A 12,973-nucleotide genomic window follows, 5' to 3' on the forward strand; every position below is an offset into this window, starting at 1 on the left:
AGCCCAATATGGGGATTTAGCGGATATTGGGGAGGGGAAGGGGAACCCTTCTGGAGAAGGGCTTCCCCTTCCCCTCCCCAAACCCCTCCCTTTCCCCTCCTAAGACTTTCGCTTGGTGGGGAGGCTGCGCCGGAGGGAGTCCCTTCCGCGCTGTGAGGTGGGCGTTGTGGATTTCACCTAAGTATTTGTTGAGGGGGGTCCCTTCCGGCTGCAAGGGTTGGCTGGGTTCCTCTTTTGGGGCCCGATGCAGTCCTTTTTGGCTGTGGGATAGGTTTCATGGACTCCTTCAAGGGGGTCCCGATGGAGCCCCTCCCCGTTGTGGGGGGATGGGTTTCCCCAGCCCCGCTTGTTGGAGCGGGCCTTGGATCGTTGTTGGGGCAGCCGGAGCGGTTGGGGACGGCGGGACGCGGACTGTGCATTGATGGGCAAGCAAAATGCGGATGCCCGCATTTTCCGATATACCTATTATTAAACCAAAGTATTGGAGAACGGTTCGATGAACACGGAAAGCAAGAAAGTTTTGGTTGGCGAAGGCGTGAAGTTTGAACGTATCCGTCGCATCACCGGGTACCTCGTCGGTACCGTGGATCGTTTCAACAACGCCAAACGCGCCGAAGTTGAAGACCGCGTGAAGCACTGCAAGATCGGCTGCTGCGGCAACTAGGTCACCCGTTTGGGGAGCCCCTCCCGTTTCTCCTCGGAATACGGAGGGGTTTTCCCGTGAAAGCGAACAGCCTGCGTCCCGAAAAGGGAACAGGCTGTTTTGCGGCTTTCCCTCCCTCATGATTATGGGGGGCCGCTGCGTATAGGCGGCGCGGCGGCTTCAGAAGGGAAGGGCGGCAGGTTACTCCGAATCAGAGGTTTTGGTATGAGCGACGAAATACGCATATCCGGCATTGTCGAGGAGTCCATCGTGGATGGCCCGGGCTTGCGCTACGTGCTGTTTACGCAGGGCTGCCCGCACCGCTGCAAGGGCTGCCACAACCCGGCGACGCACCCTTTCGAGGGCGGGCGCATGGTTTCGCCCGACTGGGTGTTTGCGGATGTGCGGAAAAACCCCATCGTGCGCGGGGTGACGTTCAGCGGTGGGGAGCCGTTCGTGCAGAGCGAAAAGCTCGCGCCGCTGGCGGAGCGCCTGCGCGCCGCGGGGTATAACCTGACGAGCTATACCGGGTACCTGTATGAGGAGCTGCTTGCGGACAGCCGGCATATGCCGTTGCTGCGCCAGTTGGATATCCTTGTGGACGGCCCCTTTATACTGGAAGAGAAGTCTTTGGTCATCCGGTTCCGGGGTTCGCGCAACCAGCGCATCATCGACGTGCCCCGCTCGCTGGCGGAAGGCCGCGTAGTCCTCCACCCTGCTATGGATTGAGCAAAGCCCTCCCGCTGTTTCGGGAGGGCTTTTTTTATGGGTTGTATCATGGAAATGGCTGATCCTTTATTTCCCTCAATGCCAAGGGAATAACCAATAAAATCCCCCAATCATAGAGTCCATCAACAGAAAAATGAGAAAAAAAGCCTCTCTTTTCACCATACTGTGGAGATGAAACAACCACATACTATAACGAGCCTTTCCTTTATGGCGATACGGCAGAAAAGGAAGGGCCTTTCAGGGAATAGAATTGATGGCCTCTGTCATGGAATACGATTGTTTTCTTTCCGTATATGGTGAAAACACAGCCCGTTTCCCCTGTTTTTCCGTTGTGGGCCCCAAGGCTGAGGCGTTCCATCGGTTGGTTGTTGTGCGTTTCAGAAAGGCTCTGTCATAGCATATGGTTGTTTTATTTCAGCAGGATGCTGAAAAGAGAGACTTTTTCTCCAATTTTTCCGCTGACGGACTCCATGATGGGGGAACTTTATTGGTTATTTCTTTGGAATCTCAAGAAATAAAACGTCAACCGTTTCCTATGACACAGCCTTCAGAAAAAGCACTGCCAATCGGTTCGTTATGGCACAGCCAAAATAAAGAAGGGGAACCTTGCCGTTGTGGATAGGGGGCAAGGGTTGCGCTGCGTGCTTGTTGAGGGCACATTGGGGATAGGGAGTCTGTAGGGCCTGCCTCCGGTGTGCCCGCCGTTGGTAGAGTTGCTGGAGACATCCGCCTTTTCGATGGTTTTCTAAGAAATGTATTTTAGATTTCATATGGTTAAATAGAAATCACATTGGAAGCGTAAATGTCTCATCGCTGGGCCGCATTGACAGGAAATAAGGTATGCTCGGAATGATGCTGATTGGCCTGCTTGTGCTCGTGTTGCTTGTAATCCCGTTGTGTATCGGTTTTGTAAGCATAATCAGATGGATCATACGCCGGGTGCGCCGGGGTTCCGGCTGTGTTCCGGCTGTCGGGGGAAGGTCGTCCCCGCCGCCGGAGACTGCCGGAGGGGAGGCCGACCGGACGGAACCCCCGATGCCCGGAGGTACGTTTGGGGCCGAAACGTCTGGAGGGCCGGATTTTCCTTTGGAAAAGGCCTTGGAACCCCAGTTGCCCGTGGAGGATGTTATGGGTGTGCCGCACGATACGGACAGGGGCGCGTTGCGGGATCAATTGCCGGGCAAGGCCATGCCGCAAGGAGAATTGAAGGATTCCGTGGTGTTCCGTTACGCTTTGGTGGCGGGCATCGCGCTGTTGCTTCTGATTCCGCTCCTGATGGTGGAAAGCCTCGTAGGGGAACGCTCATCGCTGTACCGTGAAGTGGTGGCGGACATCAGCCGGACATGGGGCGGGCTGCAGCAGCTTTCCGGCCCGTACTTGCTGGTTCCGTATACGGAACGTGTGGAGCGGGAACGCGTGGTGCCCGTTGAGGGTGGCGAGGGCAGGCTGGTGCGCGAAACGAGGCTGGAGGCGAGCTATTTCGTCATCCTGCCGTCGCGCCTGTCTTTTGACGCCGTGCTCGACCCCGAATCCCGCCGAAGGGGGATTTACCGGGCGTTGGTATACACGTCCGAGATCGATATTTCCGGGCAGTTTACGTTGCCGTCTAGGGAAGCCCTGACCCGCATCGTCCCCGCGCTGGTCGAAGTGGACTATACCCGGGCCTTTGTGATCACGGGCTTGAGCCATCCGAGCGCGCTCCGCGAGGCGAGCCCGTTCGTTTGGGCCGGAGTCCCGTACGGCGCCGAGCCGGGCACGCAGCCGTTCGAGAACCTTCCGTCCGGTTTCCGTGTCCCCATTGCGCTGAATACGGGGCAGGGGACGTTTGATTTTTCGCAGCGGCTGGCCTTGAGCGGCAGCAGCGGCATCCGGTTTGCGACGGCGGGCGAGAACACCGAGATCAAGGTGCGTTCGCCGTGGCCGCATCCGAGTTTTCAGGGGCAGGTGCTTCCGGCTTCCTACGAAACGTCGGATACGGGTTTCTCCGCTGTGTGGAGCGTGCCCTCACTGGCGCGCTCGTATCCGAACCTTGGGATGCAGCATACATGGCCGAGCGATTTTATGGAGTTCACCGTCGGCGTGGATCTGTATCAGGCCGGTACGCACTACAAGCTGGTGGAGCGCTCGGTGAAATACGGGGTGCTGTTCATCGGGCTGACCTTCCTTGCGTTCATCGTGTTTGAAATGGGGCTTGGGGCGCGGCTGCATCCTGTGCAGTACGGCATCGTGGGGCTGTCGATGGTGGTGTTCTATCTGGTGCTGTTGTCGTTGTCCGAACATCTGGCTTTCCTGGCCTCCTACCTTTCGGCGTCGGTGTGCATTGTACTGATGGTGTCGTGCTATGTCGGTTTCGCCCTGCGGAATTATAAGGAAGGGATGGGCATAGGCGTATTGCTCGTGGCCCTGTACTCGCTGTTGTACACGATCCTGCAAATGGAGGACTATGCCCTGCTTATGGGCACGGCCCTGCTGCTCGTCATGCTTGCCGCCCTCATGGTGGTTTCCCATAACCTTGCGGGAGGGAGCAGGTAATGTGGCATGTATGGGCTGAGGGAGGTGTGCAGCTCTCCTGAAACAATGATGCATTGCAAAAAGGTGCCCGTCAAAAACAGTATGTAGCGGTTCCTGCGGGAACTATGTTCTATGCAAAACATCCTCCCTGACGCATGTTGGGGAGGATGTTTTGCATTTTTGAATCCGCTTTGATGGGAAAGGGCCTTATTTTATCTTGTCCACAGAGCTTTCTGTATGAAAGAGCGCGCTTCCGTCGATTTTCTGCTTTTCAAGATTGCTTTCCCGCCACGCTTCAAGAATATCCCAGATCCGTAGGGCCTTCTCTACCGCTTTTTGGGGCATGAGCTCTTTATCTGCACTGACAAAACGGCAGGCGGCAATAAAAACGGCCTCTTCCTTTTGGGGTTCCTCAATGCCGCAGAGCCGAATCTTTTCCGCAAGCTGGAGCGCATCCCCTGCCGCGTCGTTAAGCGAGAGTTCCGGGTAGTGGCTGGCGATTTCGCAAGTGCCTATCATGAGGCTTTTGGGTGGGATAGTCATAATTCCTCCTATAAAGGGCATGGAGAGGCGTCTATCCTATTGTCATACCGTTTTCTTGTCATGGTATCTTTCTTTTGGAGAGAAGATACCCTGACATATATTTAAAAATCTATAATTATGGGAACGTCGTTTTCGATAGATGGTATAGAGTTGGTAACCGACACATATAAAAAGATATTAGCGATACAAGCTCCAATACGATGTGCAAAAGGGAATACTCCCAATGTGTAAAAAAGAATGGGCCTGATTGAGCCTCGTGAAAGAGGGCATCCACTTTATTCACATGTTGGGAGGAAAAAATATGATTGAATTGAAGATGATGACGGGCAAGGCCGCACTTCGCCTCGCCAAAGAAGAAAGCGGCTTGACCCAAGGTGAGATAGCGGATCGCCTTGGCGTGTCACACGCTGTCACCAAGCGTTACTTCAATATAAACGATGCCTACATGCCGAGCTTGGAAATGATCCCCCGCTTGTGCGTGGCTTTGGGGAATGACATTTTGGTGCGTTGGCTGGAGGCCCGTCTTCAAGGCGGGGAAAAATTTTCCCGCGAGGAAATAGAGGATGAGATGGTACGCGCGGCGAATGCGTTTGAAGAACTGCGGGCCCTCGTAAACGGGGAAGGCGCCTCTCCTTCCGTGCGGGACATGCAGTACGCCGTCAACAGGCTGGTTTTGGAATTGGGATGTATCCAAGAAATATTGTCCGGGCACTCCCTGCACAGGGTCAGAGGGGCCTCGCCGCTTTGTCCTTGGTGGAAGTTCCTGAAGAAATAGGCGAGGCTCTGTCAGGGTAAACGGTAGATGTTTTCTTTCTTGCAATGCCGGATGGGAATCAGCGAAAGGTCTCAGTCATGGTTTCTTCAGATAAGATATAAATGCACTATGTTAAACATGCCATGTGGATGTGCCGGATACATGCCTGGCAGAGCCGTAAGAAAAAAGGGACGCCCGCAGCGTCCCTTTTGCATCCCCCGCCTCCATCCCCGTTGGTTGGGCGGCATTTCACGGTGGGGCATCCCGTTTTCCAAGCAGGCCGCATCGTGCGGGCCCCGGCTTCCCCCGGCGGTCGTGCGGCTCACCATCAATTCTCGGACAGGCCGCATAGCCTCGGTTTTTCCCCGGCGGGCATGGCGGCTTGCGCCTCGGAGTGGAAGTGGATCTGTCATAGTATGTGATTGTTTCATCCCCACAGTGCGGTGAAAATCCAGTCTTTTCCTTCGGCTTTCCCCTTGGCGGAATCCATAGCCAAGGCATTTTGCTGGTTATTCCTTGAAGTTCCAAAGGAATAGCTCATAAAATGCCCCAATCATGGAGCCCATCAGCGGAAAATCAGAGAGAAAGTATATATTTTCAGCGCACTACAGAAACAAAACAACTATATGTTATGACAGGGCCTAAGTTTCTTGGCCCCGGCGTCCCTCGGCGATTGTGCGGCTCGTCATCAACTTTTGGACAGGCCGCATAGCCTCGGTTTTTCCCCGGCGGGCATGGCGGCTTGCGCTTCGGAGTGGAAGTGGAGCTATCATAGTATGTGATTGTTTCATCCCCACAGTGCGGTGAAAATCCGGCCTTTTCCTTCGGCTTTCCCCTTGGTGGAATCCATAGCCAAGGCATTTTGCTGGTTACTCTTTGAAGTTCCAAAGGAGTAGCTCATAAAATGCCCCAATCATGGAGCCCATCAGCGGAAAACCAGAGAGAAAGTATATATTTTCAGTGAACTACAGAAATAAAACAACCATATGCTATGACAGGGCCTAAGTTTCTTGGCCCCAACTTCCCCCGGCGGTCGTGCGGCTCACCATCAACTTTGGGACAGGCCGCATAACGTTGGTTTTTCCCCGGCGGACATGGCGGCTTGTCAATATCGGCATATCGGCGTTGTTCTTGGCCTGCGGGTTTCCCTCCGGCGGGCTGGCGGCTTTCCCCGGAGGGGGACGGTCAGCGTTTTCCTCCAAGATACCGGACGCACAGGATGGTCATGTCGTCCGAGGCGGCGTTGCCGTCAACATGAACGGACACGTCATCAAGCATATGCCGGAGCACGGAGGCCGGCTCCCGTGACGGCGAGGAGGCGAGGGCGCGGATCATCGCCTCATTGGAGTAGACGTCGCCTTCCGCGTTCATGGCCTCATTCACCCCGTCGGTATAGAGGAAGAGGGTTTCGCCGGGCCGGATCACAGTGCGAAGCAAGGTATAGCTCATGCCTTCCATCGCGCCGACCACGGGCCCGCTGATGCCTTTGAGCCATGCCGTGCCGTCGTCGCTGAGCCGAAGCGGGGGATTGTGCCCGCCGTTGGCGTAGAGCAGTTCCCCGGTATCCAGATCGAGCACGCCGATAAACAGCGTGACGAACATGCACTTGGCATTGTCGCGGGCGAGGTTTTCGTTGACCTCGGCCATGAGGTGTTCCGGCGAGGGATGGGAACCCGCCCGCGAGCGGATGAGGGTCAAGGTCATGCTCATGAACAGCGAGGCGGGCACGCCCTTGTCGGACACGTCCCCGATGATGAAACACAGGTGCCTGTCGTCGAGCATAAAGAAATCGTACAGGTCGCCGCCCACTTCACGGGCGGGGACGAGGCTCGCCGCCAGTGAGAACCGCCCGGCGGCGACGTCCGGGGGCAAGGGTTTGGGCAGAAAGCCCATCTGGATTTCGGTGGCGGCGCTGAGTTCACCTTCGAGGCGTTCGCGGCTGGATGTGGCCTCCATAAGCTCACGGACCCGTGACCGGAGGGTCTTGTCCATGAACATCAGCGAGTTGGCGAGGCTGGCGATCTCTTCGCCGTGTTTGCCGTCTGCGAGGGCGGCGAGCAGGGGCGTCGGGCGTGCGTCCTCCATGAAATCCTGCTCCGGGAGCTTGCGGGCGTAGTCCCCAAGCTTCGCCAGCGGCGAGGTCAGCCGCGTGACCATAAGGAGCGCCACGGGCAGGATGAACAGCGTAGCCGCGAGGATGGCCGCGATGAGCAGGAACGAAAGCCGCTTGCCGGGCGCGCCGGCCTCGTCGGTGTAGACGACGCCGGTGACATACCAATCGAACGGCTTGACGTGGCGCACGAAAAGCAGGGCGTCGCGGGCCGGGGCGCCCCTGATCAGGGAGCTGATCGATGCCTCAACGGGGTTTTCCGGTGTTTCCGCTGCGTTGCGTATATCGGTGATGAGGGGGTTGCCTGTTTTGGGGTTGACGCCGGAGAGGGCGGCGTCCATGCCTTCCGGCCCGATTACCGGGGTGCCTTCGGCGTCCGTGACGAACAGGAAGCCCGAAGGCCCTATCCGCTGTTTCCCGAATTCGTTTTGGAGCTCCCTGATGCTGTCTTCCTTAAGCCGCTGCTGGTGCTCGTCGAGCTTGTCGATGTTGGCCCACAGGCCCACGAGCAGCCCGCCCTCTCCGGGAAGGTACAGGTGCGTCCCGTAGAGCCGCTGTTTTTTGCCCCCGGCGTCCCACTGGACGAAACAGGTTGCGGGGAGGCCCTTTTCTGCGAGGGCGCGCATGGCGGGGCCCACGGGACGGTCTTTGATGTCGCGGAGGCGGTAGGGGTTGTCATCCTTCTTCAGATCGCCGCGCACGAGCCTGATCTCACCGTTGGGGCCGAGCGCCGTGAGGCTGATCCCCTCAGGCAGGGGGAAACTTTGCATGATTTTAAAGCGTTCGGATGGATCATGCACCAGCGTGGTGATGAGTTTCGCCAGCCAGCCGAGGTTGTTCTGGAGCGCGACGGCCTGATCCGCCTTGCTGCGGAACAGGATCTGGTAGCGATCCGTCACGTTGAATGCCGCGAGGGCAACGGTGTTCACGCTGCTTCGGCGCTGTTCCTCCAGCATGGTTCTTTTCACGCTGTACATGGAGAACAGGCCCACCCCCACAGCGAGCAGGATCAGCGACCCCGCGACGAGCAGCACCAATTTATTCTTTGTGGACAGGATCATCGTTCGTCTCAGGGCTGGTTGCCACGGGCGCGCGCCCGCCTTGCCGGGTCGCCCCATTCCGGCGTCCTTTGTCTAGCATCCTTTTCTTTGGGAAGGAATACACGCCGCGCTTCTGGAAAGGAAACCCCGTCCCTCTCCCACCCTTGGCTCCCCAAGCCCCACAGTCCCGCGCCCGGAAAAGGCGGCATCCAAAAACATAAGCCCGGAACGCATTGGAATCTATTGCCCCTTCACACAAGTGTCAAACGGCGATGGTTCCCTGTACGGCGTTTGGGGATTCCGCCCCTTCCGCCTCCCCCTGTCCATTGCCGGGAGGCGTAGGCATGGCACAAGAAAACCATAGGGCCGGGCCTTCCGGCCTTATGGGGAGCCGTCCGCCTTTTCGATGGTTTTCTAAAAATTCGTTTTGAATTTCATATGGTTGAAAATACGGCTTTCATTGCGGAAGCGAATGTCTCCTTATGGGGGATCTGTTGCACAGAAGAGGAATCTGTGGCACCACCGGAACCCGTTCTGAAAGGGATGCGGGAACAGTTTTTTGGGCCCCGGCCTTTCCGGGAGGCGGCCCCAAAAAGGCCAGCCCCGCCGCATTGATGAAACCCCGCCGTTACAGCAGGAAGGAATGGCATGGATACATGGCTTGAGTGGATTGGTTTTTTGTGCATTGCCCTTGCCGCAGGATGGTTCTTTTTCCATAAGCGGATGGCGGAAGGCGAACTCGCGGAGAAGGAAGAGGACGCACGGAAGAACGCGCCGCTTTTCTCCTCAGGCGAGGGGATTTGCGGGCAGGATGATGGAGATGGCGGGGACGGCGATGCCGATGGGGACGGGGGGGATGACTGAGGCGGCTTCCGGGGGCCGCTGGGCCGCCTAGCCAAGGCGTTTGCTTGGGGCGGCATGGTCGGGCCGCATGTGGAAAGCGCCCGCACCCTCCCATAGGGCAAAGGCCTTTCCGGGCGGCATCTGAAAGGGCCTTTGCCGTTTTTGGGCGCTGGAAGCCGCTATTCGCGCTCAAGCCCCTTCACGTCGATGCGATATTTGCGGATTTTCGACCAAAGGGTGCTCGGATTGAGGCCGAGGAGTTCGGCGGCGCCGTCCCGCCCGGAGATTTTGCCGTTGGTGCGGTTGAGCGCCTTAATGATGTGGCTGACGGTGACCTCGTTGAATGTCTGGAATGGTTCCGCATGGCCCTTTTTGCTGTCCGGCTCCTGCCCGCCCTTTGGGGGAGGGGCGTCAAAGGCGCGATCGCCGGAATGTTCGGAAAGGATATTCAGGAAATTATCGGTAAAGACGGGCTGGAGGCAGGAACAAACGTCGAGATGTTCCTGCGTGTAGTTGTCCATGCCTACTGATATTACGGCCATCGTAACGCTTGTTTCCTTCAGCATATTGAACGTCAGGGGGATGTATATGGCGGATGTGTCCACCTTATAGACGGAACGGTGCACGTCGGCATACGCGCAGGTTTCATGTCCTGTAAAGATTTTTAGATTGAAGGCGCCTTCGCTGAAAAAGTGCTTCTCAGTCCTCAACCGCACCATACTTTCCTGAGAAATGGAAAAATGGTCGTTGACGTTGAAGGCGGATGTTTTGCCGCATTCTGCCAATTTGGCAATGGCCCCCTCCACGGATCGGAAGAGGAACACGGAGGAGACGGGCATCATCATGGAGAGGAACACCGCCGCCCTCTTTACGAAGAAGTCCAAGGACGCATCGGACAAAACAGAATTGATGAACTTTCTGAAGATTTCTTCAGGCGGGTACCTCATGGCTCAACCTCTTCCCCTGTGCGCTATGCGTATTTTCTCCATTATAAGGTAGCCAGCTTGAATGGACGTAGGGATACGTTTTCCCGTCTGGCCGCGTTCCGGAAGGGAACGGCGGAGGAGAAAGATTATTCTTTTTGTTTTATAATATATGGAAAAGAAAAACCATCTTTTTCCGTTCCGTTTTATAAAACGATATAGGCGGGCGACTCTTTTTATAGAGACGCATGCAATGCCATGACGTCGAATGGTTCCTTGCCCGCCTTTGTAAAATGATTTCCTGTAGAGAACCCCCGTTCTTTTTTATGGCTGTCCCCCTCCAAAGGCATATTTTCTATCATGCTGAAACAATGGATTCTTTGTATGTTTTCCCTCTGAGGCGGCAAGGACGGGCAGGGAAAGGGCCAAGGATGAAACGCCCGCAAAGGCGGGAAGACGTTGCCGGGCACAGCGTTTTTTCGTCGGGGCTCCAGAAGCCTCATCTTGCGGGGTCCGTGTTTCCAACGGGTTATTCCAGCAGTAGAAAAGGGCTCCATAGAGGCGTTTGCCCGGCCGGTGAGGGGCCGTTTCCCTGATGCTTACTGCGCGTCCGGTGAGGCATTTTCAGATGAGGATGTGAAACGGCGCAATCCGTATCGTGCCCCGCAAAGATGAAAAAACAGCAATCCGCCATAAATCGGAAGGCCGTGCCATAGAAAACGGCTGATGTTTTTTCCTTGAAGCCCCAAAGGGATAACCAGCAAAATGCGTTAGCCGTGGGATTCCGCCAAGGGGAAAAACGGGGAAAAAGGCTGTATGTTCACCGTGCCGTGGAGATGAACCAACCACATGCCATGACAGAGCCGATAGGAAAACCAGCAAGGCTCTGTCATGGCATGTGGTCGTTTTATTTTGGCAGTAGGATGGAACTATAGGTTTTTTATCATGTTTCCCGCTGATAGGCTCCATGATTGGGGCATTTTATTCGTTATTCCTTTGGAATTTCAAGAAAGTATCGACCGTCTTATGGCACAGCCAACAGCAAAAAAGCCATGTGGAGCCTTAATGCGCGTATTGGGATGCGGAACCCGACCTCTTTTTACAGCGGGAAAAGGAGGCCCCGCTCTTGAGATTTTCACCTTTTCGGTGGTTTCCTAAAATGAGTTTTGAATTGGCTCTGTTTATAGTATATGGTTGTTTCATCTCCACAAGTGCGATGAAAAATAGAGCTTTTTTCCTGTTTTCCCCTCGGAGGGAGCTACGGTTAAGGCATTTTTCCGGTTATCTCTTTGTAATTTCAAGGAAAAAAGCATCAACCACTTTCTAGGACACAGCCATTTCATTGAAAATGTGAAGCCTCCCCCTTGAAGGCGTGCAGAGCAAAAGCCGGTTGATCCGAAGATCAACCGGCTTTGTTTCCAGCGCCGGAAGCGCAGCGTTTTTGCAGGCTGGCTGAAGGATGCGGAATCCTTCAGCGGCGGCCTGTTTCATGAATGTTTACGGCAGCATCCACTGCCAGACGGTAGCCTGAAGATAGGTCAGTATGCAGATGAACAGCGTCATGGCGATGCTGTGCCCAAGAGCGAAGCGGAAGAGGTTGCCTTCCTGCCCAATCATGCCGGTGGCGGCTGTGGCCACGCTGATGGACTGGGGCGAAATCATCTTGCCGGTGACGCCGCCGGAGGAGTTCACGGCCACGGCGAGTTCGGGGGGCATGCCCACGGCCTGCGCGGTGGAGCGCTGCATGCCGCAGAAGAGAGCGTTCGACGAGGTGTCGGAGCCGGTCAGGAACACGCCGAGCCAGCCGAGGAGCGGGGCGAAGAACGGGAACAGGCTGCCGGTCTTGGTGAAGCCGATGCCGAGGGTCGTGCTCATGCCGGAGTAGTTCATGAGGAAGGCCAGGCCAAGGATGGTGGCGATGGTCAGCACGGGGAAGCGGAGCTGGTGGATCGTGGAGAAGAAGCAGGACACGGCCTTGCCGAAGCTGTACTTGGGCATAAAGGGCACGGCGAAGAAGCCGGACAGCAGGATGGCGGTTCCGCCCGCGGAGAGCCAGCCGAACTTGAAGAACGCGGGATAGGGGGCTTCGGCGGGCACGATGGGCACGGTACGGTTGACCATGCCGTCAAGCATGGGCCATGCGAAGCCCTTGGTGGCGATGCTGCCGCTGATGCTGTCGAGGAACGTCTTGAACTGCGGCAGGCCCCAGAAGAACACCATGACCGCCAATATGATGAACGGCACCCATGCGCGGATGACTTCACCGAAAGAATAGCCCTTCCCGGTCAGCACGGTGGGCTTTTCGCCCTCGAAGCGCCAGATGGTGGAGGGCTTCCAAAAGCGGAGGAGGATTACGAGGCCGACGATGGTGATGATGGCGGACATGATGTCCGGCAGGGTCGGGCCGTGGTAGTTCGAGAACACGAACTGCGAAAGGGCGAAGCAGAGGCCGGCCACGAGGATGGCGGGCAGCACTTCGAGGCTCCGCTTGAAGCCGCACATGGTCACGCACAGCCACAGCGGCACGACCACGGACAAGAAGGGAAGCTGGCGGCCCACAATGGCGCTGATGAGGTTGGGATCAAAGCCGGATACCTGCCCCGCCACGATGACCGGCACGCCGATGGCGCCGAAGGCGACGGGCGCGGTATTGGCGATAAGGCATAGCCCAGCGGCGTACAGAGGGTTGAACCCGATGCCCGCGAGCATGGCGGCGGTGATGGCTACGGGAGTGCCGAAGCCTGCGGTGCCTTCAAGGAACGCGCCGAAGGCGAAGGCGATGAACAGCGCCTGCAGGCGGCGGTCATCGGTGAGCCGGGCCAGCGAGTCCTTGATGATCTCGAATTCGCCGGACTCCACGGTCATGTTGTACACCCA

General features: G+C 56.7%; 11 protein-coding genes. 6 read left to right on the plus strand and 5 right to left on the minus strand.

What is annotated here, in order from left to right; translation table 11 throughout:
* The first annotated feature begins 496 nt into the window (after positions 1–496).
* Together nrdD and nrdG are read left to right on the plus strand one after the other, a co-directional pair.
* Entirely contained in the window at positions 497–664 is a 168-nt protein-coding gene (nrdD, locus tag ACZM8Y_RS16290; RefSeq protein ID WP_005024786.1) for an anaerobic ribonucleoside-triphosphate reductase, read from the plus strand.
* Positions 665–868: 204 nt separating this feature from the next.
* Complete coding sequence (gene nrdG, locus ACZM8Y_RS16295) at positions 869–1,372, plus strand: anaerobic ribonucleoside-triphosphate reductase activating protein (protein WP_302551892.1); 504 nt, start codon at positions 869–871, stop codon at positions 1,370–1,372.
* Between the two features lie 46 nt (positions 1,373–1,418).
* On the opposite strand, the gene ACZM8Y_RS16300 is transcribed toward nrdG, so the two are convergent.
* Positions 1,419–1,556 (minus strand): hypothetical protein, encoded by a 138-nt coding sequence (locus ACZM8Y_RS16300; protein WP_487480016.1) that lies wholly within the window; start codon positions 1,554–1,556, stop codon positions 1,419–1,421.
* Positions 1,557–1,772: 216 nt separating this feature from the next.
* Here ACZM8Y_RS16300 and ACZM8Y_RS16305 point away from each other — a divergent pair, with 216 nt between their 5' ends.
* Together ACZM8Y_RS16305 and creD are read left to right on the plus strand one after the other, a co-directional pair.
* The gene (locus tag ACZM8Y_RS16305) at positions 1,773–1,994 is read left to right on the plus strand and encodes a hypothetical protein (RefSeq protein ID WP_479859483.1); all 222 of its coding nucleotides are present in this window, start codon (positions 1,773–1,775) and stop codon (positions 1,992–1,994) included.
* 218 nt (positions 1,995–2,212) lie between these two features.
* Positions 2,213–3,904, plus strand: coding sequence for a cell envelope integrity protein CreD (creD, locus tag ACZM8Y_RS16310; RefSeq protein ID WP_482332327.1), 1,692 nt, complete (start codon positions 2,213–2,215; stop codon positions 3,902–3,904).
* Positions 3,905–4,090: 186 nt separating this feature from the next.
* Here creD and ACZM8Y_RS16315 read toward each other — a convergent pair whose 3' ends face one another.
* Positions 4,091–4,426, minus strand: coding sequence for a hypothetical protein (locus tag ACZM8Y_RS16315; protein ID WP_479859484.1), 336 nt, complete (start codon positions 4,424–4,426; stop codon positions 4,091–4,093).
* Between the two features lie 301 nt (positions 4,427–4,727).
* Between ACZM8Y_RS16315 and ACZM8Y_RS16320 the strand changes: the two genes are divergently transcribed.
* Complete coding sequence (locus ACZM8Y_RS16320; protein WP_479859485.1) at positions 4,728–5,201, plus strand: helix-turn-helix domain-containing protein; 474 nt, start codon at positions 4,728–4,730, stop codon at positions 5,199–5,201.
* A 1,164-nt stretch (positions 5,202–6,365) separates the two neighbouring features.
* Here ACZM8Y_RS16320 and ACZM8Y_RS16325 read toward each other — a convergent pair.
* Positions 6,366–8,351 (minus strand): SpoIIE family protein phosphatase, encoded by a 1,986-nt coding sequence (locus ACZM8Y_RS16325; RefSeq protein ID WP_487480014.1) that lies wholly within the window; start codon positions 8,349–8,351, stop codon positions 6,366–6,368.
* A 627-nt stretch (positions 8,352–8,978) separates the two neighbouring features.
* Between ACZM8Y_RS16325 and ACZM8Y_RS16330 the strand changes: the two genes are divergently transcribed.
* Positions 8,979–9,194 (plus strand): hypothetical protein, encoded by a 216-nt coding sequence (locus tag ACZM8Y_RS16330; protein WP_302551886.1) that lies wholly within the window; start codon positions 8,979–8,981, stop codon positions 9,192–9,194.
* 158 nt (positions 9,195–9,352) lie between these two features.
* Here ACZM8Y_RS16330 and ACZM8Y_RS16335 read toward each other — a convergent pair whose 3' ends face one another.
* A complete protein-coding gene (locus tag ACZM8Y_RS16335; protein WP_302551885.1) occupies positions 9,353–10,120 on the minus strand; it encodes a helix-turn-helix domain-containing protein in 768 nt (255 codons plus the stop codon).
* A gap of 1,473 nt (positions 10,121–11,593) precedes the next feature.
* Positions 11,594–12,973 (minus strand): L-lactate permease (locus tag ACZM8Y_RS16340; protein ID WP_489501897.1); only part of this gene is annotated, 1,380 nt, incomplete at its 5' end.

This window comes from Bilophila sp. (assembly GCF_057864385.1).